Source organism: Candidatus Nomurabacteria bacterium, from assembly GCA_023898605.1.
Lineage (GTDB): Bacteria > Patescibacteriota > Minisyncoccia > Phycocordibacterales > UBA9973 > HK-STAS-PATE-34.
In genome coordinates, this window is record CP060230.1 from 501,883 (window position 1) to 524,179 (window position 22,297).

19 protein-coding genes are annotated in these 22,297 nt (G+C 37.7%); 3 read left to right on the forward strand and 16 right to left on the reverse strand.

Features of this window, described 5'->3' with window-relative positions:
* Positions 1–15: 15 nt before the first annotated feature.
* From H6791_02890 to H6791_02920, 7 genes are all read right to left on the reverse strand, one after another.
* Positions 16–3,498 carry a hypothetical protein gene (locus H6791_02890; protein USN94678.1) on the reverse strand — a complete coding sequence of 1,161 codons (3,483 nt, stop codon included), beginning with the start codon at positions 3,496–3,498 and terminating at the stop codon, positions 16–18.
* A gap of 70 nt (positions 3,499–3,568) precedes the next feature.
* Positions 3,569–6,580: a hypothetical protein gene (locus H6791_02895; GenBank protein ID USN94679.1), complete on the reverse strand. Its 3,012-nt coding sequence runs from the start codon at positions 6,578–6,580 to the stop codon at positions 3,569–3,571.
* A gap of 9 nt (positions 6,581–6,589) precedes the next feature.
* The gene (locus H6791_02900; GenBank protein ID USN94680.1) at positions 6,590–7,537 is read right to left on the reverse strand and encodes a hypothetical protein; all 948 of its coding nucleotides are present in this window, start codon (positions 7,535–7,537) and stop codon (positions 6,590–6,592) included.
* 1 nt (position 7,538) lies between these two features.
* The gene (locus tag H6791_02905) at positions 7,539–7,919 is read right to left on the reverse strand and encodes a hypothetical protein (protein ID USN94681.1); all 381 of its coding nucleotides are present in this window, start codon (positions 7,917–7,919) and stop codon (positions 7,539–7,541) included.
* A 19-nt stretch (positions 7,920–7,938) separates the two neighbouring features.
* On the reverse strand, positions 7,939–8,730 hold the full coding sequence (gene rsmA / locus H6791_02910) for a ribosomal RNA small subunit methyltransferase A (GenBank protein USN94682.1): 792 nt from the start codon (positions 8,728–8,730) through the stop codon (positions 7,939–7,941).
* 4 nt (positions 8,731–8,734) lie between these two features.
* Positions 8,735–10,642 carry a UvrD-helicase domain-containing protein gene (locus tag H6791_02915; protein ID USN94683.1) on the reverse strand — a complete coding sequence of 636 codons (1,908 nt, stop codon included), beginning with the start codon at positions 10,640–10,642 and terminating at the stop codon, positions 8,735–8,737.
* A 24-nt stretch (positions 10,643–10,666) separates the two neighbouring features.
* On the reverse strand, positions 10,667–10,828 hold the full coding sequence (locus H6791_02920; protein ID USN94684.1) for a hypothetical protein: 162 nt from the start codon (positions 10,826–10,828) through the stop codon (positions 10,667–10,669).
* Positions 10,829–11,104: 276 nt separating this feature from the next.
* On the opposite strand from H6791_02920, the gene H6791_02925 reads away from it, so the two are divergent.
* The gene (locus H6791_02925; GenBank protein USN94685.1) at positions 11,105–12,175 is read left to right on the forward strand and encodes a peptidoglycan DD-metalloendopeptidase family protein; all 1,071 of its coding nucleotides are present in this window, start codon (positions 11,105–11,107) and stop codon (positions 12,173–12,175) included.
* A 128-nt stretch (positions 12,176–12,303) separates the two neighbouring features.
* Here the strand turns inward: H6791_02925 and H6791_02930 are convergent, their stop codons facing one another.
* The 8 genes from H6791_02930 to H6791_02965 all read right to left on the reverse strand — a co-directional run bounded on the left by H6791_02930 (position 12,304) and on the right by H6791_02965 (position 19,555).
* Complete coding sequence (locus tag H6791_02930) at positions 12,304–13,845, reverse strand: YifB family Mg chelatase-like AAA ATPase (GenBank protein ID USN94686.1); 1,542 nt, start codon at positions 13,843–13,845, stop codon at positions 12,304–12,306.
* Positions 13,846–13,908: 63 nt separating this feature from the next.
* Positions 13,909–14,043, reverse strand: coding sequence for a TraR/DksA C4-type zinc finger protein (locus H6791_02935; protein ID USN95138.1), 135 nt, complete (start codon positions 14,041–14,043; stop codon positions 13,909–13,911).
* A 258-nt stretch (positions 14,044–14,301) separates the two neighbouring features.
* Positions 14,302–15,216: a hypothetical protein gene (locus H6791_02940; GenBank protein USN94687.1), complete on the reverse strand. Its 915-nt coding sequence runs from the start codon at positions 15,214–15,216 to the stop codon at positions 14,302–14,304.
* A 39-nt stretch (positions 15,217–15,255) separates the two neighbouring features.
* Positions 15,256–17,376, reverse strand: coding sequence for a polyribonucleotide nucleotidyltransferase (locus H6791_02945; GenBank protein ID USN94688.1), 2,121 nt, complete (start codon positions 17,374–17,376; stop codon positions 15,256–15,258).
* Positions 17,377–17,523: 147 nt separating this feature from the next.
* Positions 17,524–17,823, reverse strand: coding sequence for a hypothetical protein (locus tag H6791_02950; GenBank protein USN94689.1), 300 nt, complete (start codon positions 17,821–17,823; stop codon positions 17,524–17,526).
* A gap of 91 nt (positions 17,824–17,914) precedes the next feature.
* Positions 17,915–18,418, reverse strand: a complete 504-nt coding sequence (locus tag H6791_02955; GenBank protein ID USN94690.1) for an NYN domain-containing protein — start codon at positions 18,416–18,418, stop codon at positions 17,915–17,917.
* Positions 18,419–18,662: 244 nt separating this feature from the next.
* On the reverse strand, positions 18,663–18,875 hold the full coding sequence (rpsO, locus tag H6791_02960) for a 30S ribosomal protein S15 (protein USN94691.1): 213 nt from the start codon (positions 18,873–18,875) through the stop codon (positions 18,663–18,665).
* Positions 18,876–19,279: 404 nt separating this feature from the next.
* Complete coding sequence (locus tag H6791_02965) at positions 19,280–19,555, reverse strand: hypothetical protein (protein ID USN94692.1); 276 nt, start codon at positions 19,553–19,555, stop codon at positions 19,280–19,282.
* 109 nt (positions 19,556–19,664) lie between these two features.
* Between H6791_02965 and H6791_02970 the strand changes: the two genes are divergently transcribed.
* Positions 19,665–20,576 (forward strand): tyrosine-type recombinase/integrase, encoded by a 912-nt coding sequence (locus H6791_02970; GenBank protein USN94693.1) that lies wholly within the window; start codon positions 19,665–19,667, stop codon positions 20,574–20,576.
* A 10-nt stretch (positions 20,577–20,586) separates the two neighbouring features.
* Here H6791_02970 and H6791_02975 read toward each other — a convergent pair whose 3' ends face one another.
* On the reverse strand, positions 20,587–20,979 hold the full coding sequence (locus H6791_02975) for a hypothetical protein (GenBank protein ID USN94694.1): 393 nt from the start codon (positions 20,977–20,979) through the stop codon (positions 20,587–20,589).
* Positions 20,980–21,088: 109 nt separating this feature from the next.
* Here H6791_02975 and H6791_02980 point away from each other — a divergent pair, with 109 nt between their 5' ends.
* Positions 21,089–22,261: a glycosyltransferase family 4 protein gene (locus H6791_02980; protein USN94695.1), complete on the forward strand. Its 1,173-nt coding sequence runs from the start codon at positions 21,089–21,091 to the stop codon at positions 22,259–22,261.
* The last annotated feature ends 36 nt before the right edge of the window (positions 22,262–22,297 follow it).

A 22,297-nucleotide genomic window follows, 5' to 3' on the forward strand; every position in this document is an offset into this window, starting at 1 on the left:
ATTATAAATTATACATTATTTTTTAGTCTCCCCACTAGATGGATTGGAACCACCACCCTCTTCTCGGTTTAATTTAGTGTCAACTTCTGCCAAGTCATTCTTATTTTTTTCGTAATCTTCTATTGTCTTGGCCTCTACTTCATGTTCTCCAATTTCTCTATAAAGATCTCTTATTTCTCCATTAATTCTATCTTTTTCTGCGGTATCATTTGTCGCGTTGTGTTTTGCCCTAAGTAATTTAACCATATCTCTCTTTAGATCCATGTCGGCTTTTTTGTTTTGCTTTTCTACATTTAATATATAACTTCTTTTTTCTGCTTCATTTAATTCTCTACCTTTTCTTTCACCCTCTAATCTTACTAGTTCTGCCATCTTTTCACCTTCTTTCGTTGTTACGTCAAGAAGTTTTTTCAATGTTTCTTCTACTTTTCCTACTTTTTCTTGTAGTCTGTCGCGTTTTTCTTTCAACTTGTCTTTAGCACCCTTGGAACTCTCTTTCTTATCATATTTTTCTCCCACAGCCTTTGCTGCAGCAACTTCCGCCCTTCTGTCTAGACTTTGACCACCAACTCCTTGAGGGTTTCTTAGTAACATATTTCCTGTTTTCTTCCAACCATCAGTACTCTTTCTTCTGTCTAGGTATTGATTTCGTAGGTCTTTGTTTAGATCATCTACATTGTCTTTTACAGAAACAGTTTTACCTCTTTGTTTTTCAAATTTTTCAACAGCATCTTTTTCTTCAAAATTAATTCTTTTGGCTAATGACGCAAGTGCTAATGGATCACGGACTGTTTTTGTGTCTATATTTTGCCCTTTTTCTCTCGCAAGTTTTATTATTTGATCTTCTATAAATCTCTGCTTATCTTTATTGTATTTTTCCAACTTCTTTTCTTGATAAAGAACACCTCTCTTCTTCTTGTTTCCATCTTTATCCGTTAGTTCTTCCTCGAACCAGTCTTTGCTCATCTTCCTAGACTCTATATGAGACTCCATTTCTTTGATCTTTGCTTTCTTCTTTCTCTTTTCAATTGCAGCTAGGCCACCCTTGCCGGCGTTTGAACCGAAACCTATTCCCTTTTGATCGAAGTTTACACCAGCGCCAAGATTTTTACCTAGACTAGACTGCAATTTACCGCCGAGTCCAGTTTGTCTCAGGTCAAAACTAGATTCTTTTGCAGCTTTACCAGTTTTTGTAATACCTGTACCGATTTGACGAGTGAAGAAGTTCTTGCTGTTTGCCCACTTCTTGGCAGTTTCACTTTCTCCTGCAGTTGCAGCAATTCTACCAGCAGTTGCCCGCAAACCAAATGCGGTTGCTCCAAGAGCTACACCACCAGCAACACCAAGAGCTGTTCCGACAAGTTTTGTTCCAGTTTCTACCACCTGTTTTCCAAATTTTCCTGACATATCTATGGTTATATCCCGAGCTTGTTTTAGAAGTGCTATCACAATCAAGAACTGGAGTGCTATCGAAAGCATAAGTTCGTAGAAGTTAAGATTTTCTGATTTTACTAGTCCCCCTATAAAGTCACTGTTTATGAAAAGTATTATTAGATACAAGAAGAACAAAAATAGTGGCGCCAAAAACGTTAACCTTACAAGACTATAAGACCACTTTTTCATACCAAACTCTCCACTTGCAATAGATCCTTGGTCCAGAGCTTTGCTTAGAAAGGCAAACGGAGAAGCAATCATCATGACCCAGAGACCAACAATTCTACCCAAGAAAACCATCGCAACTTTTATGAAAATAAATATAAGTGTGATATTTAGTATTATTCCAAAAATTATAATTATTGCGGGAACAGCCCAAGTAGAAGCTCCTCCAAAATCCCCCTGCCTCAAAGCAGAAACCGTTTCTCTTGAAAATATTGTTTGAATTTTTGTTCCCTGTACAACACCGGCAGAAAGAGACTTTGTCTGACCTATACTGTCAGTAGAAGTTACGGTATTTATGGGATCGCCGGTAATTGATATTTGGTTATAGAATATTTTTGCGAGAACATTACCCGCATCTATTACTACTTGTGTGAAGAATAAACTGAAGTTTATAAGTAGTCCAAATATTATTACATTTACTATTACTTTTCTGACATTTGTTCTTCCCCCCAGTATTGTAGATATTCCAGCCCAAACCAGAGTGAGTATAAAACCTATGTTTGCAAAGTTTTTTATTATTCTCCATCCTTCCTGTACAAAGCTCGGGTCTTTGTATATATAACTTGATATTGAGAAAGATAGAAACGCATCAAAAAATGATCCAACAACATAAAGAAGTGTTGCTGACGGCATATATACAACATAATAAAGGGTTATTATGATACAAGATTGAAAATTACTTTCCTTTCCACCAAGAGCCGCCGTTCCAAAACCACAGTCTAGTCCAGAAAGTATTATGTTTCTATCGTTTTGTTCAAAAGAGGATGTTTCATATATATAACTGTCTTCAGAGAGCGGCGCAGCTTCTCCGGCCGGAGTCACAAATGTTTTAAGTGGACCAAAACCAACTCTTTGGTCTGTTCCAGAAAGACCAGCGTCTTCTACTATAACAAGCTGCGCATAATATGGTTTTCCTGGTTCTAAGTTTGGAACTGTAAATACAAAACTATTTATATTTGTTATTTCTGTTGCATCTATGGCGCCGACGGTTAACTGTGAAAACGTAGGAGAAATGGGTATTACTCTTTGATTTTTCGACGCCTCGTAAGTATCTTCAGTTGGAATATTTGCTATTTCAAAGTTTTTATAATTATCCCAACCAGCTTCTCCCATTTCTGACAAAAGAACAAATTCTGGCGTTGTTTCAAAATTAATTTCTCCACCTCCCGCAAAACCTAATTCTCCTAGTGTTCCTCCTGTCCACGGACAATCATCCAGTTCTTCTGAGTTTTCAAAAAAACAATCAATAGTTTGAATCGTAGTTGGTATATATCCATCTCCGGTACCAGGAGCACTATTTACAAGTTTTTTTGAGTCATCTGTATTTCCAAGGTTTACCGGGGATCCTTCTGCTTCAAAATAATTATAAAGAGTTGTTTTGCTTTGTGATACAACTAAAAATATTCCGTTTTTTCTACCCAAAAAACCTCCACCATATCTTGTTTCCCACTTGTCATCTGCCCCACTAACAAACAGCGAATCCCATCCATGATAATCACCGAAGCCAGTAGGGACTCCTGCTGTTGCATTTACAACCGCACCCGGAGTAGAGTCATTCGAGAAGCCCAAAGAAAATTCAAAAAGTGCTGAACTTGGCTGAACATTTGAAACACTCAAGTTAGTGTTTCTTACTGGGTATATGTTTATAAAATTACTTAATACTTTCCAGTTATCAAATGTCCCATAATCTCCAAGAATACTAGGATCTCCCCAAAAAACGTCTTCCATTTCCCATGTTGACGCAGAAGCCTTATTCAAAGGAAAAAGCACCAAAATAGAAAAGGTAAAGGCAAAAAGCAGAATATTTCTTATTGAAGAATTTCTGAAAATACTTGGCATAATATATAGATAAATTATACCTCATTTATATGAAATTACTCTATTTTTTTCCTAAATATCAACAGAGTTTCTAGTATCCGTAATCTGGATTTTCGTAAGAGTTAATCCAGGGATTTATAAGAACTGGTCCCCAATAATTTTCATCTCCAAGCTGTGCCCCAAGTTTTGCCCCATACGCACGTGCCTCAAAGCTCAGGTGGTATTGCCATATGTTTTGAGCAATATCGTTTATACCACCATCTATTACTATAGGTTCTGATCCAGATGTTGGGTCATATATTTGATAGAAGCCCCAAGGATTGTAAGGAGGGTTTCTAAATGGATAGTATATAGAGTATGGATTTGCAGATACGTCTAGTGGGTATAGTGATTTTGTATCGTATAGATATATTCTCCAAATATTATTTTTTACATTATCTATAGTATTTCCCACGCCTTTTGATTGAAGGTTTGCATAAGAACATATACTACTTGCAGAAGACCCATCTGGCATAACTGTTGTTCTCATATTTATTCCGTCTGGATAGCATTGTCTTACAACTTGGTATAGCGAATCATATACCCAGCTATCGCTGGCTATGCTTATAGAATAATCTGTATCCATATAATTTCTAAGAAGGTGACTTTTTACATCTCCTGCTATCGCGCCTATGTCTGGATTTTCTATATAGTTCACGCACCCCCAATTTCCCCAACCACAAGTTTTTATTTCACTTTCTATTTTTGGAATTATATCGCCAGTAGATTCTAGGTCTACTTGAGCATAAGAAAGATCTGTCTTGAGTGAAGTTATAACGTCGTCTGTTACCAGAAACGGCTGAGCAAATGAATATATGTACTGTAGTCTTTCTAGTGCAGTCTGATTCTCGGCAGTGTTTTGTTGTGCGTAAGGTATTTTGTCTAATTCATCGGCTATGTACTGGAGTCTATACAAGTTTGAAACTTGTTCGATGTATTTTGATCTGTATTCTTCTAGAAGATCTTTATAAGCAGGTATTTTTTGAGTTTGGGCTCTTCCAAGAGATGCACTTGGTAGGTTGAAGTTGTCTATATCGTATTGGATACGAGACATCTCGTTTTGGTATACAAGATCTATGCTATTCAAAAGGTTTCTTCTTTTTTCCTCTATATTACACTCCCAACAGAATCCGAGTGCGTGTGATATTCCTGCGACAACTCCAGAAAGAGGTAGTGCATAAAGTGCATTTACTATATCAAGGACTGTTTCATCTGCTGTCATGATTTCTTCTCTTTGTGTTAGGTATTGATCAGTCACCCTCGCTTGCCAACCTTGGTCTGGTTCCGGCATAACTTTGTCTAGTTGTTGGAGTTTTGGTAGTAGAACTAACTGTATATAGTCTATGTTTTGCTTCAAGATTTCTATATACTCTTCTGTTACAGCAATGTCAGTTCTACAAGGAGCATCGCTTGAGAAATCTATTGTCCCAGAAAGTGATCCTCTTGGTCCAAATAGTTCTGTTGTTAGTGCTCCTGCCCCTCCAAAAATTATTCCACCACCTTCTATCCCTATACCATCGTCAAATATTCCTCCTCCAACATCTACTCCTCCGCCGACTCCGTCAAGGCCAGATTCGATAACATCTCCTGTGTCGGGATCAGCTATCCCGCCAGCGAGTATATCATCTAGGCTTATAGTTGTTATGTCTCCGGTTCCTATTACACCACCGCCAAAGAGGTTTCTTCCACCAATGTCTGCCCCAGATATTATATTTCCATACTTTACACACTGAAGTTTATAGTATAGGTCTACGGGGGAGAATGGGTCTTGATACCAAGTGCTTCCCTCACCGTTTAGGTAGTATGAAGTGTTTACACCATAACCACCTGTCTGGTCTGTTGTAACAGACGCAGTTGTAAGAGATGTGACACCTTGGTATATAAGTTGTTGCATAAGCGCATCGAAAATAGCCCCCAGAGATTCGTTTAGTTCGTCTGCGAGTTCTAGTTGTTTTACAGATGATCCAAGAGATATGTTTAGTTGATCTGCGAGTACACCTCCTGGTGTTGTTGTTTCGTATCTCGTACAGTTGTCAACCTCTCCCGCCCAAGCATATTCGTAGTTTCCATCAAGCAAGTTTGAACCTCCTCCGCCCAGTAGCGGGTTACTGCTAACAGCTAGTCCTTCAGGGAGGCCCTCGGCTGTGTTTGTTGTTTCGGCGGTATTTCCACTTACAGCCGTTGTATAGGTTACACCTCCAACCGTTTGTTTGTACTCAACACATTTTCTCAAGTTTAGAAAACCATTATTTTGTAGAAGCTCATCTTTTATACTACTTTGTTTTTGTTCTATTCTCTTATTTATTTCTTGAGAAGCTAGAAAGTTAAATCCGATAGGAGAGTTTGCTGGGTTTTGTGTCATGGCAAGCCAGCCGTTCCACCCGCCAACAGAGAAGTCTGTAGCAAAGTCTTCCCAGTTTTCTCCTATATCGTCTGCAAGTGTAAATACTGCGGTGCTTTCGAAATCTTGACCATCATATATTGCCGCCAAACTCGCACCAATTTCTGCGCCGAACGGATACTTCACAGGGTCATTGAGTTCTGAAACGAATGCATAAACCTCTTGATCAGCAAGAGTTTTCAAGAAAGATATAGGTTCGCTTAGAAAAAGAGGGTTTCCCTCGAAACCTGTGTTTATCCAGTTTACCGTATCTCTTGTTATGGCTGCCAAGACGCTTTTCGCAGCAGCATAACCTATGGCGTCAAGACACTTTTCTTTTTGTGTGTATTCCCTACTTATTTTAATTGATTCAGCATCCTTAACAGGAACAAACTGAAGTGATGCATTTGTTGTACCAACTGCCTTGTCAAAAATATTATTTAATGCACCACTTATTTTACTATCTGTCCCAGTGCAGCCAAGTAGTGCTAAACCGACACCGGAAGCTATTGGGGAGTTTTGATCATAATATAAACTACCTTGATTAGATGAAGGCTGGTTATACTGTGCCCTTGCAACAGAAACCGGACCCAAAATGTATGCAAAAACAAAAGATAGATTCAAAAAAATAGAAACAAATAATTTTATGTTTTTATTGAGTTTTTTTGATTTTGGGGTAGGCATTTTTTATCACTAAATTATACCATAAGAAGAAAAGTAGCTTGTAATTTTATCAAGGGCACTTTCCCCAGATTCTTGTGAGGCCCTGTATGTTGCAAGACCTCTTGTTCCGAGAACTGGGTCTATCCAAAGGTTTAGTAGATCTATAAGGCCACGCTTGCTTCCAGAAATTGCGTTTAAGAAAGCTAAATGATATTCGCTTGCCGTTCTAGGCACGTTTATTTTCTTTAGCTCTTCTTCTACGTGTGTGTAAGACTCTATTGCCCCCTGTATCCCAATAAGAGATGCTTTATCTCCACCATCTATTCCCACAAAGTTTCCCAAGTATGAAACTTCATCTCCTAGAAGTAGCGCTTGATCACTCGCATATATTGCAGCTAGTTTGTTGTAGTAGCTCAAAACCTCTGCCTCAGAACTACCTACAATATTTATATCGTCTAAACTATAAGTTGCAGCGTATGTTGTTTCGAAAAATGATTCGCTCATAGTCAGGGCGAGATTATTTACAGCTTCACTCGTTAGAACGCCCGCTTCTTGTAGGGAAATAAGTGTTGCAAAGTATTCTCTGGCAAAGATTTCTGTTTGTGTGTCTGCTGTGTCAGCCGAAGCGCCTGTTTTTTCTCGAAGTTCTGCCCTTTTTTGTTCTATATATACGCCATCTGTTTGTCCGTCTCCATCTGTATCTTTGCTATCTGGGTTTGTGCCCCATAAGTATTCCTCCCAGTCTTGTACACCATCCCCATCTGTATCTACATATGCAAGGTCACTAACCAAAACTTGTTTTAAGTCTCTTTTGGCTATTTTTTTCTTTATATCATTTTCGGTCGGTTTTTTGAGAAGTTCTTTGCCCACAAAAAACAAAACTATACATCCACAAACAATACTCACTTTTATAAGTAGTTTTTTACTGGGCATGTATGGTGCAACACTTTTTATTTTTTGTTTTATTTTTTTGAACATTTTATTTTGGGAGTGAAGATCCGGATGAGCCTATTAGGCTTATTGGGAATGTTAGATACGGAGTCGCCGTTTCTACCTGTATACACCCTGGCGCCGTACTAAGAGTTCTTCTGTATAGACCCAAAACATAAGATCCAGTCCTTATGCTTTGAAGCCCGCCTGTTCCTGGGATTATTCCATAAGGAGTTGACGGCATTGTTATAGATGCAGGAGCTATTGTTAGTGGGCTTGTTAGATTAGGGCATTCGACAACCCCTGACATGCCAGTCATAAGAACTTTTCCACCAAATCCAACCGGTTGAAGAAAGGCATTTGTACTATAGACGAGACCAAACATTAAAAACAAGCTGAAAATAGCTAGAAATATTTTTACTTTTTTCATGTTTATATGATAGCACGATTTACCTTCGTGCTCTCGAGATAGAAATCCACTTATCTAGATTTATCTCTTCTGGTCTATGGTTTTCTTCTAGGCCCAGCTTGTCCCAAATCTCCTTTAGATTTTCTTCGTCGTAAAGATCCTCAATGTTTTTTATAGCCTTTTTTCTTTTGTGTAGAAATGCAGTTTTTATGAGCTCAAAAAACCCCTCTTCTTCTTTGTGGTTTTTGAAATTTTTCTTGCTTATGTTTTTTATAGAAATAATTGCCGATTCTACCTTTGGCACAGGTCTAAATGCTTCTTTTGGAACTTTTGTTATATATTCTGGTGTTCCATATACCCAAACAGAAAGAGCTAGTATGCTTTCGCCCTCTTCTCTTTTTACTATTCTTTTTGCAACCTCGTTTTGAACCAGAAGAGACATTGTTTGTGGTTGAAAATCAGAAGACAAAAATTTTCGTATTATAAGGCCCGTTATATAGTACGGAATGTTTGCTACTACTTTATAAGATTTTGCTAGTTTTTTTATTTTTGATATATCGAAATCTGCGACATCCTCGCTTACAAGATGAAGCTTCCCGTCCGCTATTTCTTTTTTGAACTTTTCTTTTAGATGTAGAACGATAGCATCATCTTTTTCTATTGCCAGAACCTTGAATCCTCTAGCCAAGACTTCTTCTGTTATGGCTCCATAACCCGGTCCGATTTCTAGAACCAAGTCCCCAGTCTTTAGATCTGCAGAATCTATGATTTTGGTTACAAATCTTTTTTGTTTCAAAAAGTTTTGCCCTAATGATTTTTTTGGTCTTGGCATAATGTTAGTCAAAGTATATAGATTTTTCGTCCATATCCAAATAATCTGTTTTTCCTATGTGGAATGTTTTTATAATATCTTTTTCTGGTATATCCATAACAAACCTAGACATATTGTGTATTTCTTTGCTTCCGAAAACATTTCTGACTGTTGCATAAGTCAGGACAAGCCACTCTCTTGCTCTAGTTACAGCAACATACATAAGTCGCCTCTCTTCTTCTTCGTCTTTGTCTTCATTTTTTCTATCGTGCGGGAAAAGTCCTTCTTCTAATCCTGTCACAAAAATAACTCTAAACTCTAGACCCTTTGATGCGTGTATTGTCATAAGTTTTACTGAGTCTACTGTTTCATCCATGTTGTCTTGTTCTCCAGAAAGAAATGCTTCATCTAGAAATGTAAGTAGCCCACCCTCTCTCATGTTGTACTCAGTTGCAACAGAAACAAGTTCTTCTAGGTTTTCTATTCTAGACAGAGAATCTTCATCCCCTTTGTTTTGATAATCTTCGTATATACCAGAGCGCTCTATTGCAAACCTTACTGTTTCTGAAACACTATTTTTTTCTGAAAAATCTTTTATATCAGAAAGTATTTTTTTTAGGCTCGCTATTTTTTCTTTTGTTTTTTCTGTTATGCCTGATTCTTCTCCTTCGATTAGTTTCTCTAGAGTTTTTTCTCCTATTCCACGCTTAGGAACATTGGCAATTCTACGTAAGTCTCCGAGAGAGTTTTTGTCTATAGATGCTCTTATATATGAAAGTATGTCTTTTACTTCTTTTCTAGAAAAAAACTTTGTACCCAAAACTTGATATGGAATCCTTTGTTTCAAAAGCCCCTCTTCTAGGACTCTAGATTGTGCGTTTGATCTATATAGTACAGCGATATCTTTGGGGCTTATTCCTGACTCAATAAAATCGAAAATCTTTTCTGCAACAAAAGCTGCTTCACTTTTTTCGTCATAGCACTCGCATATGATTATCGGATTACCCTTTTTGTTTTGAGAATAAAGTTTCTTTTCTGTTCTTTTTTCATTCTTTTCTATTATAGCGTTTGCTGCGTCGAGAATATTTTGTGACGAACGATAATTTTCTTCCAGAAGAACAATTTTTGCTTTGGGATAATCTTTTTCAAACCCCAAAATATTTTCTATCTTTGCACCTCTCCATGTATATATAGTCTGATCACTGTCTCCAACTACACATATATTTTGTTTTTCTCCAACTAAGTGTTTGATTATGTCGTATTGGAGCCTGTTTGTGTCTTGGTACTCATCTATATGTATGTACTCAAACATTTTTTGATATTTTTCTTTGATATGCGCTTTTTCTTTCAAAACTTTTTCTGTATAGAAAAGGAGGTCGTCGAAGTCGAGCATGTTTTCTGCCTTCATTCTTTCTTGATAAACTCTCCAGATTTCAGAAATAGATTTTTCTCTATGACTTTCTATTTTGTCTAAATATTCAAAACTTTTTCCATCGCCCTTCCTTCTAGAAATCATAGAAAGAACTTTTTTGGGTTCCAGTTTATCTTCGTCGAAACCGAGTAGTTTTATTGCACTTTTTATATATTGGAGCGATATGCCCTCGTCAGCAATAGAAAATGTTTTTCTTATACCAATCTCTTCCCCGTCTCTTCTCAATATATAAAGTGACAGTGCGTGAAATGTTCCTATAAAAGGATGGATATGCATGTCGCCCGCTATTTTTGAAACACGATCTTTCATTTCTCGTGCGGCCTTGTTGGTAAATGTAACTGCCAGTATCCGGTGAGGTAGGACACCTTCTCTTATGAGATTTGCGATCCTCTCTGTTATGACACGAGTTTTTCCAGAACCAGCTCCAGCCACAATCAAAAGAGGCCCATCCTTGTGGAGTACGGCCTCTTTTTGTTTTTCGTTTAGCAGGTCTAGACTCATTACTGGTCTATTTTACTACAAATCTTATTCCATTTCTTCTTCTTGTCTTTTCATTTCAGAATTTACCTCTTTGGCAAAACTTCCATCTGGAAGTTTGAAGTCTTCCGGGTTTTCTATTTTTTCGACATCCGCGTCTTCTGGAGATTGAGCCCCACTTATACTATTTTTTGGTTCGTTTTCTAGCATGTTTTTTGGCGTTAATTTATATATTGTGATTATATAATAAAAAGATACATATTGTCAAATTTATGTTCTAATTTTTGACCTGTTCCTAAACATATTGACCTTATATGCCTTAGTGCTAACATTATATTTGTACCGATAGAGAGGCATTTTAGCCCCATATATTCTGTGACGACCGTAACGCGAGTTCGAAAAAACCTTTTAAAACTCGCATAAAATTGGCTTATAACAAAAAAAGATCAAGATCCTCTGCCCCAAAAATACTCTAAAAAAGGCAAGGTGAACATAACGAAAAAGAAACTAGTGGGATTTTTAGCCTTTACAGTTTTTGTCTTTTCTGGTGTTTTGATTTCTTCAAAAGACGTGCTTGCGGGGTTCCTTTCTATTTTCCCAACCAAAGAAACTGAAGCCAAAGAACCAGAGGTTCAAAATATCCAAAACCTCGGCCTTCTCTCTTCAAATATCTCTGTAAAAAAGGATGACGATCACACAACTGAGGACCTTCTCGCTGTTGAAGGTGGAGCGCTTGTCCCCGGACAAGGTCCTAGTGGTGGAGCGAGTGGAGTGTTTGTTCCAGCATCTTCTGACGACATTTCTCTATATATAGTAAGAAATGGAGATACTCTTTCTGAAATCGCCAAGATGTATAACGTTTCTGTAAATACAATAATCTGGGCAAACGACCTAAAAGGTAAATCTATAAGACCAGGACAAGAACTCGTTATTTTGCCAGTTAGCGGAATAAGACACATAGTAAAAAGCGGCGACACCCTAAAGAAGATCGCAAGCATGTATTCTGGTGACGAAGCCGACATCGCGCTATATAACGGTCTTTCTACTGGACAATCTCTAACAATCGGAATGGAAATAATCGTACCAAACGGTGAAGTTGTAGAAGTTCAAAAACCAACAGTTGCAAAAAGTTCTTCAAGTACTAAGTCTTCTGCTTCTAGTGCCAAAACTAGTTCCCTTCCAAACAAGAACAGCATGTTTATAAGACCTCTAGCGGGCGGAACAAGAACACAGGGTTACCACGGGAAAAACGCAGTTGATATTGGTGCACCGACAGGAACACCTATATATGCTGCAGCATCTGGACGTGTTATCTTGGCGGACGCTGTAGGATATAACGGAGGTTATGGTGAATATGTGATTATCGATCATGGAAATGGAGTAAAGACTCTGTACGCTCACATGTCACGTGTTGCAACAGTTACCGGAGCAAACGTTTCTCAGGGTGAAGTTATCGGTTATGTTGGATCAACTGGTAGATCTACTGGTCCACACCTCCACTGGGAAGTAAACGGAGCAAAGAATCCAATCGCCAGCGATCCAAGATTCGGACTATAAAATTTTTATAAAACAAACCCCGCCACTCGGCGGGGTTTTTCATTGCCTAAAAAATTAACAAACAAAAGGTAACACAAAACTACGATCGTGAAATGTGTTACCTTTTGTTTGTTTATTTGAAGGCTTGTTTAGAATTTTGGTCGATATTGAAGTGCTTCCAATAAGTGTGCTTCTTTTATGTCTTCTTCACCTTCTAAGTCCGCAATTGTTCTAGCTATTTTTTGTACGCGATGAAAAGCCCGCGCAGAAAGTCCCAGCTTCTCTGCACTTTTGACCAAAATGTTTTTTAAATTTTCGTCGAGCTTTGCATAAACCTCTAGATCTTTTACATTCATGTCGGAGTTTAGAAAAACTTTTTTTCCATCTTTTTCGAAACGATTTTTTTGAGCTTTTCTAGCAAGCGAAACTCTTTCTTTTACCGAAGAAGTTTTTTCTGCGTTTTCGTCTTTGTCGCCAAGTTTTGCTAGATCTATATCACCAACAAGGATCCACATATCTACACGATCCATGATTGGTCCAGATATTTTTCTTTTGTATCTTTCTATGTCACTTTGTCTACAAATACACCTTTTCTTTGTTGAAGTTAGGTTTCCGCAAGGACATGGATTCATAGCTGCGATAAGCATAAAGTTTGACGGAAATATTGCTCGTCCGCTTGCTCGTGTTATAGAAACTATGTTGTCTTCAAGTGGTTGACGCATGGCCTCTAAAACTTTCTTGTCGAACTCGGGAAGTTCGTCCATAAAAAGTACACCTCTATGAGCGAGTGTTACTTCTCCGGGTTTTGGTTTTGCCCCACCACCGATTAGTGAAACATAAGAAGCAGTGTGATGCGGTGATCGAAATGGTGGCATTGTCACAAAGTCTTCATCTAGTACTCCAGAGACAGAGTGTATCCCCGTAACTTCTATAACTTCTTCGTTTGAAAGTGGTGGCAAAAGTGATCGGAAAACTTTTGCAAGCATTGTTTTTCCTGTGCCGGGTGGCCCATAAAGTGCGATGTTGTGCCCTCCCGCTGCGGCGATTTCAAGTCCCCTCTTTGCACTTTCTTGTCCTCTTATGTCACTTATGTCGAAAATACTTTGAGCACTTTCTTGGTAAACAATTTCCGTTTCTTTTTCTGGAGTAAGAGAAAATATTTTTTCTTCACTTTCTTTTATGTGCTCAACCAGGTCTTTCAGTTTCTCCACTCCGTATATAGTTATACCTCTTACGAGCCCCGCTTCTTTTACATTTTGTTTCGGGACAAACACTTCTGTGAAACCAGAATTCTTTGCGGCTATTACAAGTGGTAGGGTGCCTCGAATAGGTTTGATTTCTCCATTGAGCGACAACTCTCCCAAGAAAATCATATTGTCTGTACTTGCTTTGATTTGAGAGCTAGATAGTAAGTATGATATAGCTATCGCAATATCGAAAGAAGAGCCGTCTTTCTTTATGTCGGCTGGAGACAGTGAAACAACTATTTTTTGATTACTTTGTTTTGGACTGTGAAACCCAGAATTCTTGAGCGCAGATGAAACACGATCTTTTGCTTCGTCTACAGATTTTTCCGCAAGACCAACTATCGAAAAAGCATGAAGTGTGTTTGGGGTTATGTCTGTCTCTACTGTGATTATTCCAGCATCAAGAAGATCTGGTTGTGCCGAGTAGACTCTAGAAAATGCCATAAATTTATTCTAACAATTATTTTTGTTTACAAAAGAAAAAATCCCCGATGTTCGGGGGTTTTTTTAATTCATGTGAGCTTTACATGTGTCTGCTGCGGGATTTGCACCAAGTCTGTCTTCTTCTATTTTTTCTCCACAAACACTGCATGTTCCGTATGTTCCATTCTCGATTCTTTTTAGAGCTCCTTCTACACTCATCCATCTTGCTTCGAGCACTGCAAGTTCTCCACTTCTTTCTCCGAAGTCTTCGAACCTGTCTGCAACATCGTTTAGGTCTGCTGTGTCGTCACCTATGTTTTGCGGTACGGCTTCCCAGTCTCCAGTCTTTTCATTGTAGACAGCGATCTCTCTTAGTTCTTTGTCTAGTGTTGCTCTTTCTTCCAAAAGCGCATTTTTGTATGTATCTGTATTCATGTTCTAATTATACGAAATATCTCGGTGTCAGTAAACCAGCTTCTAAAAGGCTTTGTTTCTTACTCTTTCAGCAAGGATATCAAAAACTTTTTTACTTCGAGTTATGATAACTGTGTTAGAGTTCACAAAACCGTACAACAAAACTTCCTCACCCTCTATCTCGAAAATCCTTAGATCTATATTTTGGTATAAATCATCCACCCACTCACCAGAAGAACTTTTGTTTATGGTTGTTTTGTCTATCAAGAAAAATTCTCCAGCAGAAGTTACTATGTTTTTTTCCCAATCCAGCATCCCCGCAAAAAGATCATCTCTAGAATCTGTTTGTATTATGAGTGACACACCGTTTGATTCTTGATATACATCTCTTGCAAACGTGAAACTGTTGGCAGAACTCCGAGTTACGATAAGCGGAATCTTTAGATCAAAGAACCTCCCTATTTGTGAAAGGTCTGCAACTTTTTCTCCTTCGAAACTTGTATAAGAAAAAATTATGTCAGATATTCCTGGTGTTTGAATTTTTCTTATGTTTTCTATTTGAGTTTCTTTGTCGTTTTCAAGTTTTATAATTTTTGTATTTTCTGTATATATTTTTTCTTCGTCCGGCGTGTTTTGAGAAGAAGAATCTTTTTTTAGTTTCGGTATGAGATATGCTGCTCCTAAAACCATCATTCCAAGAACTGCAACGAGAAGTGAAGCCTTGGCCCAAGAATTTGTAGTTTTGTTTTCTCTACCAGAGTTTCTCCTAGCCCTTTCTTCACTTTCGGCTATCTTGATTACCGAACCTTTCTTTTCTTTTATTGCTCTAGCAAGATCACTAGAGTATGTTCTCAAAACCTCGTTTTTTATAACAGGTTTTGGAAGTGGAGATTTTTCTATTTCACTAGTTTCTAGTTTGGTAGAAAGGTCATCCAGATTTTGTCTTGGATATATGATATTTTTCTGGAATTCATCCATTTGTTATATTTTACCCTCCTTTCGGTTTTGATAAAAGGATTATTTTTCTTCTTTTTTGAAGAATTTTTCGTTTGCTTGTTTTATAGATAGAGATATTCTGTTTTTCATCTTGTCTACTTCTAGAACTTTTACAGGCACAGTCATACCTTCTTTCAATAGGTCTGTAACTTTTTCTACTCTCCAAGGAGCTATTTCTGATATATGCACCAATCCTTCTGAGAATGGAGATATTTTTACTATTGCTCCAACTTCTATAACTTTTACAACTTGTCCATCTATTAGGTCACCTCTCTGCCACTCGCGTGTCATAGATCTGATTATTTCTATTGCGCTATCTGCTGACCCGCCTGTACCTGTAGCATACACAGTACCGTCGTCTTCTATCGTTATTTCTGCTCCAGTTTTGTCTTTGATTTCGTTGATTGTTTTTCCTCCAGAACCGATAACCATTCCGATTTTCTCAACTGGAATATTTGTTGTAACTATTTTTGGTGCCTTTGGAGATATATCTTCTCTAGGACCAGCTATTTCCTTTTTGATTGTTTCTAGTATATGGAGTCTTGCCTCTTTTGCATTTACAAGAGCTTCTTTTAGAACATTTACTGGAACACCAGATAGTTTTATATCTAGTTGTATAGCTGTTATTCCATTTTGTGTTCCAGCAACTTTGAAGTCCATGTCTCCATAGTGGTCTTCTGGACCTTGGATATCAGTAAGTATCTTGTAGTTTTGTTTGTTTTCTGTGTCTAGAAATAGTCCCATGGCGATTCCTGCAACAGGAGAACTAATAGGTACACCGGCATCCATAAGAGATACAGTCGAAGCACATATAGAAGCTTGAGAAGTTGATCCGTTTGAAGCAACACATTCAGAAACAACTCTTATTGTGTAAGGAAAATCTTCTTTGCTTGGCATAACTGGAACAAGCGCTTTTTCTACAAGAAATCCGTGTCCCATTTCTCTTCTGTTTAGTCCACCAACTCTTCCTGTTTCTCCACCAGAATATGGCGGGAAGTTGTAGTGGTGCATAAATCTTCTCTGGTATTCTGACTCCATACCTTCAACCATTTGTTTTGTGTCTGGCCCAGCAAGAGTTGTAAAACTCATAACGTGAGTCTCACCTCGATAAAAGATACCGCTTCCGTGAACTTCTTCTGAGATGCCTCCAGCTTTTGCAAACAAAGACCTAACCTCTTTGAAGTCTCTACCGTCTACTCTTTTGCCTTTTTCTAGTCCTAGTTTGTGAACGATTTCGTCTGTTTCTTTTTCGGCATAGTCTTTGGCTATGTTTTTCATTTCGTCGTCTTCTCCGAACTTTTCTTCTAGGATTTCAGACCAGAGGTTTTCAGCTTCCTTGAAATCTTCTTTTGATAATGGGAATTTTTCCAAGATTGGTACAATCTTTTCTTTGAAAAGATTTTTTATTTCTTCATCTAGATCTTTCTTTTCAAAAGTTATTTTTTCTTCTCCGATTTCTTGAACTATCTTTTTCTGCCAAGACTCTATTTCTGTTATGTTTTCCATTGCCAGTGTGAACATCTCCCCCATGTCTTCGTCAGTAAGTTCTTTTGCCATAGATTCGATCATGACTATTTCACCTTCTTTACCACAGACAGTTAGATCTAGGTCGTAAACACTGTCTTCTTGTTGTGGTAGGTAATTGTTTATTTTTGTTTCAGTTTGTCCAACTTCTCTAGAGACGTGTACACAAGCGACAGGTCCAGCGAACGGTATTTTTGAAGTTGCGATTGCAAGTGACGCCGCGTTTACTGCCAAGATTTTTGGATCAAAAGAACCGAGAGCTAAAACAGTTGTTATGACCTGAACTGGATTTTTGATACTGTGATCAAAAAGAGGCCTTATTGTTCTGTCGATTATCCTACTGGCTAGGATCGCTTGGTCAGAAGGCCTACCTTCTCTTTTGTTGTATTGTCCACCAAGGATTTTACCTCTAGCGTAGAACCTCTCTATATATTCAACTGTCAGGTTGAAGTAACCAGGATTTCCCTTGGTGCTACTTCCTATAACTGATGTTGTGAGTACAACTGTTCCATCGCAAGAAAGCATAACGCTTCCACTTGCTTGTTCTGCCAAATCAGAAAAGACTGCTTTTATTTCTTTTCCTCCAATAGATAAACTATATTCTTTTTTTATTTTCATACTTTTGTATGATCTTCAGACTGTAGTACTGAAATCTATATTTCACCACTAATTGTCCAAAGACCATAGATTAAGCTTTTAATATTAGAAGATTAGCAGAAAAAAATTATTTTTCAAATAAAATAAAACAGGCCTTTCGGCCTGTGGTTATCTTCGCTCTAGCTGGACTTTGTATTGTCTTTGTGCCCATTCGCAGATTTCGAACGCATAATTTTCTTGTGAAGCTTCAGTCACGCTACTGAAAATAGCAATTCTTCCTTTTCCGTTTTCATCGTTTTTTATCTCCACAAAAACACGATCTTCTTCTTCGTGTCCGGGCCTTCCGACATTGAGTCGGTATTTACCGTCTTCGTTTTCATCTTTTACACAGAAGCGCTTCTTGTTTTTAAGATACTCCAGAAGGATTTTTTCTCCAGAAGTTCCCAAATATACAATCGTAGATTTCATATACAGATCTTTTTCTTTCAATTTACACGAAATTTGATTTTCTGCAACAAAAACAAAAGCGAGGCCTTTGCCTCACTTTTGTTTTTTGTTTTTATCTACCTATAAGATATCTTCTAGGATTTTCTGATAGATCGATAAAGTCGTCTGTAATTTCTTTTAGTTTTTGAGATGTTGATTTACCAAAAGATGCAACTTCAACCTGTGTTGTCGAAGAAAGATAATCGACAAGCGGTACGAAGTCTCCGTCTCCAGAAACGATAACAATCGCATCGACTTTTGGAGCTGCGGTAATCGCATCTATCGCAAGTCCGACATCCCAGTCACCCTTCTTGGCACCGTCACCGAAAACTTGCAAATCTTTTGTCTTTGTTTCTATGCCTATGTTTGTTAGTGCATCGAAAAACGCTTGTTCGTCTCCAGATTCTGTTGTTATGACATATGCTGTTGCCCTAACTAGTCTTCTTCCGGCCACGACGTCTTTCAATATGTTTCCAAAATTTACTTTTCTCTTATAGAGATTCTTTGCGCTGTGATAGAGGTTTTGTGTATCTATAAAAACAGCGACTCTTTGTTCTTTGTGTTTAATTATACTCATAAAATGTTTGTTTAATTATTATTTTAAAATCTAAATATTTTTTAGACTACCATCTTCTCGCCCCGTTTTTTGAGTCAGTTACTGACGAAAAAGTTAGGGGTGTTTGATTATACTCATAAAAAAATATTCTCTTATTAAAATTTCTTATAAAAATGCTTAGTTGTTATAAAAATGTACTTTTGTATTATAAAACTTTTTCAAAAAAACAAAATTGACCCCGTGAAGGGTCAATTTTTGATTTTGATTATTTCAAATTTTTTTCGTGCTTTCTTCTTTCGGCAACCATCTTGAGAAGTCCTTTTCTAGAAGAGTTATCCTTCTTGTGTTTCTTGAGGTGGCTAGAAAGCTCGTTGATCCTTTCGTTTAAAATTGCAACCTGAACCTTGGTAGAACCAGTATCAGTATCGTGCACCTGTGCGGTTTTTATTACTTTTTCTTTTTTCTTCTTACTAAGCATAGTGGGCATACTATATCATAAAACTCAAATATTTGCAACCCCATTTCTGGTCCCCTTTTAACGCCTCTTTTTGGGCCTTTGTACAAAAAGTTAGACCCCGCTTGTGGCAGGGTCTTCGTAATAATGTGCTTTATTTTTGATTGTGATTTTTTTGATCTTTTTGTGTTTTACACTTTTGCGCTGGGCGTTTGTTTTTGGTGAGGCAGTTGCCTCGAGTTTGTTTTTTGGAGAGGATTTATTTATTTTTTTTGATTTCGCCCTCCACGCCATTTGTAAAAAGACTTCTCGTCTCACAACGTGTATGTTACCGAACTATGCTTGGCTCTATTATAACACAAACAAAAAATAGTCAACAAAAATTTCCTGTGGATTAAAAAAGTCCTGCGGTGTGCAGGACTGTGCGGTTACTCTTTTTCCATCTCACTGATGGTTTTTTGGGGCGGAAATATGAAATACTTCAACCCAAGAATTACGAAGTAATAAACCCGCAGGCCTACTTCTTCAAGCTTCAAACCAAGCGAGACACATACCAGAGGGAACAGAACCGAAATAATCATGGTTGGCCACCTTCCCCATTCCGGATCTATATACTCTGTGGGTATTCCAAATTTGATCAGAATTTTGAGTAAAAGAAAGACTATTGTGGCTATAGATATATAGCCGAGTATCTTGTTTTTCATTTTTCTTGTACTTGTTTACTCTATTTATAGTACATACACCCTGTTTTTACAAGATTTTGAGATATTCACTATATTTTGCGACTACCTATGCTAAAATATAGATAATTATATGAGTGAAATAGAAAGATATCTAAGAGAGTTTCTAGAATACAAAGAGATCGAAAAGGGTCAAAGTCTAAAAACAGTCGAAAATTATGAAAGATACATAAGTAGATTCTTGGATTTCTCAAAGATATCTTCAGCCAAGGATATAAACGAAGACATTTTGCGAGAATACAGACTTTTCTTGAATAGACTCCCGGGGATGAAGGTTCGTGGACAAACTAGGGCAAATCTCAAGAAAAATACACAAAATTACCACCTTATTGCCCTAAGAGCGTTTCTAAAATACCTATCAAAAAGGGGGGTAAAGACAGTTTCTCCCGAAAAAATAGAGCTAGCCAAGACAGGTGGTAGAGAGTTGGATCTGGTTTCTTCTGCGGAGCTAGATAGACTACTGTCTTCTCCAGACGAAACAACGGAAAAAGGCTTACGAGACAAGGCTATTTTGGAGCTCTTCTTTTCTACTGGTCTTCGTCTTTCGGAGCTCTGTTCTCTCAATAGAGATCTGGATTTATCCAAAGATGAATTTTCTATAAGAGGAAAGGGTGAAAAAGTAAGGGTCGTTTTTCTTTCTAGTGCAGCTAAAACGGCCATAAAAAAGTATCTTGATAAAAGAAAAGACATGAAAGAGCCACTTTTTGTACAGAATTCGTTTAGAAAGACAGATGACGGAAGACTTTCTCCTAGATCCATAGAAAGAATGGTAAAAACTTACGCTACAAAAGCCGGAATTTCCAAAAAAGTCACTCCCCACGTTCTAAGACACGGTTTTGCAACTGACTTACTTTCAAATGGTGCTGATATAAGAAGTGTTCAGATGATGCTTGGGCACGCAAATATTGCTACAACTCAGGTATATACTCACCTTACAGACAAAAAACTCCGAGAAATACATAAGAAGTTTCATAGTAGGAAATAAAAAGCGCTACCTAATGGTAGCGCGGTGAATTTTCGTATTTCAGTTCGCTGAAAGCAACCCCCAAAAAAAGAGATACAAATGTCGTAAGTATTACAACACCTGTTTTCATTGGTGTGGCAACCAACATCAAACCAAAGATGATCAGAAATACAAGTCTCCCGGTATAGAAGACAAATTTTTCTTTTCCAAAACTGGTTTTGTTGGTTTCCGAGGTGATGAAAATTATCAAGAAAGAGATAATTACGCCCACTAGCGCCACTTCTTTTCCATATTCCCACGTGTTGTTGTAGAAAGTGTTTGACACCACGGGTGAAATAAGTGCAATCACGAACATAAAAATCGATCCTATTGCGAGCTCCCTTGTCAGCGGACAAAAGGTTCGCATGATTATATTCCTATCCATAAGAGCTGGTTTTTCCGTATTCTTACTCTAATCATATTTTTTGTCAATAACTTACATTATTTTTCAATAAATTTTTTAAATTATTGTTATAATAAAAAAGTAAAACTTTATGGCAGCACAGAAAGTCCTTATGTTCGGATGGGAGTTCCCCCCTTTCAATAGTGGGGGTCTTGGTGTTGCGTGTGAGGCGATTGTAAAGGGTCTTTTGTCAGAAGGAAAAGAAGTAACCTTTGTTTTGCCTAAAAAAACAGACCTTTCTTATGATGGAAAAACAAAAATCGTTTTTGCAGACGACGACAACCTACATCTAAGGCCAATTGGCTCCCCTCTTACTCCATATATTATGTCCGGACTAGGTAACGCCGGTAAGTTTTTCGGTTTTTCTCTTGCAGAAGAAGTTATCGCCTATGCCAAAAACGCAGCAAAAGTAGCGTCTTCTCTAGAGTTCGACATAATCCACGCGCACGACTGGCTTTCTTTTGGAGCAGGTCTTATGGCTAGAGAAGTATCAGGTAAACCGATGATTGCTCATATACACTCGACCGAATACGACAGAAATGCTGGGCAAGGAATCAATGAATTTATATATAAACTAGAAAAAGAGGGCCTAGAAAAAGCCGACTATATAATAGCGGTTAGTAATTTTACAAAAAACATAGTGGTAGAAAAATACGGAATAGATGAAAACAAGATTTCCGTTGTTCACAACGGAGGAGATCCTGTATATAGAGAAGAATCTGGATCTTCATACGATAGATTCCAAGAACTAAAATCTCAGGGTTACAAAATAGTTTTGTATAACGGGAGAATAACAATACAGAAAGGTCCAGATTATTTTGTAAAAGCTGCAAAGAGAGTTTTGGAGAAATATCCAAAAACATTATTTTTTGTTTCTGGTTCTGGAGATATGATGGGAGAGATTATGAATCTGGCTGCAACTCTCGGTATTGCAGAAAATATTTCATTTCTCGGTTTTACTAGAGGAGAAGATCTAAAGAGTCTATACAAAAGTGCGGATCTTTTCGTAATGCCAAGTGTTTCGGAGCCGTTTGGTATAGTTCCACTAGAATCACTTCACGAAGGAACTCCGGTTCTTATTTCTCACCAGTCTGGAGTTTCAGAGGTTCTATCGCACGCTTTAAAAACTGACTTCTGGGATATAGATGATATGGCGAGTAAGATAATCGCAGCACTCCACTACCCCGCACTGTCACAGCAACTTTCTCGAGAAGGAAAAAGTGAAGCAATGTCAGTAACTTGGCAAAAAGCTTCAAAAAAATAATTGAGATTTATAATAAGGTTATAGAAATTTTTAAGA

Coding starts and splice junctions, on each gene's coding strand:
- H6791_02890 (USN94678.1), bottom strand. CDS start 3,498: ATGCCAAGTATTTTCAGAAATTCTTCAATAAGAAATATTCTGCTTTTT.
- H6791_02895 (USN94679.1), bottom strand. CDS start 6,580: ATGCCTACCCCAAAATCAAAAAAACTCAATAAAAACATAAAATTATTT.
- H6791_02900 (USN94680.1), bottom strand. CDS start 7,537: ATGTTCAAAAAAATAAAACAAAAAATAAAAAGTGTTGCACCATACATG.
- H6791_02905 (USN94681.1), bottom strand. CDS start 7,919: ATGAAAAAAGTAAAAATATTTCTAGCTATTTTCAGCTTGTTTTTAATG.
- rsmA (USN94682.1), bottom strand. CDS start 8,730: ATGCCAAGACCAAAAAAATCATTAGGGCAAAACTTTTTGAAACAAAAA.
- H6791_02915 (USN94683.1), bottom strand. CDS start 10,642: ATGAGTCTAGACCTGCTAAACGAAAAACAAAAAGAGGCCGTACTCCAC.
- H6791_02920 (USN94684.1), bottom strand. CDS start 10,828: ATGCTAGAAAACGAACCAAAAAATAGTATAAGTGGGGCTCAATCTCCA.
- H6791_02930 (USN94686.1), bottom strand. CDS start 13,845: ATGGCATTTTCTAGAGTCTACTCGGCACAACCAGATCTTCTTGATGCT.
- H6791_02935 (USN95138.1), bottom strand. CDS start 14,043: ATGAGTGTAGAAGGAGCTCTAAAAAGAATCGAGAATGGAACATACGGA.
- H6791_02940 (USN94687.1), bottom strand. CDS start 15,216: ATGGATGAATTCCAGAAAAATATCATATATCCAAGACAAAATCTGGAT.
- H6791_02945 (USN94688.1), bottom strand. CDS start 17,376: ATGAAAATAAAAAAAGAATATAGTTTATCTATTGGAGGAAAAGAAATA.
- H6791_02950 (USN94689.1), bottom strand. CDS start 17,823: ATGAAATCTACGATTGTATATTTGGGAACTTCTGGAGAAAAAATCCTT.
- H6791_02955 (USN94690.1), bottom strand. CDS start 18,418: ATGAGTATAATTAAACACAAAGAACAAAGAGTCGCTGTTTTTATAGAT.
- rpsO (USN94691.1), bottom strand. CDS start 18,875: ATGCTTAGTAAGAAGAAAAAAGAAAAAGTAATAAAAACCGCACAGGTG.
- H6791_02965 (USN94692.1), bottom strand. CDS start 19,555: ATGAAAAACAAGATACTCGGCTATATATCTATAGCCACAATAGTCTTT.
- H6791_02970 (USN94693.1), top strand. CDS start 19,665: ATGAGTGAAATAGAAAGATATCTAAGAGAGTTTCTAGAATACAAAGAG.
- H6791_02975 (USN94694.1), bottom strand. CDS start 20,979: ATGGATAGGAATATAATCATGCGAACCTTTTGTCCGCTGACAAGGGAG.
- H6791_02980 (USN94695.1), top strand. CDS start 21,089: ATGGCAGCACAGAAAGTCCTTATGTTCGGATGGGAGTTCCCCCCTTTC.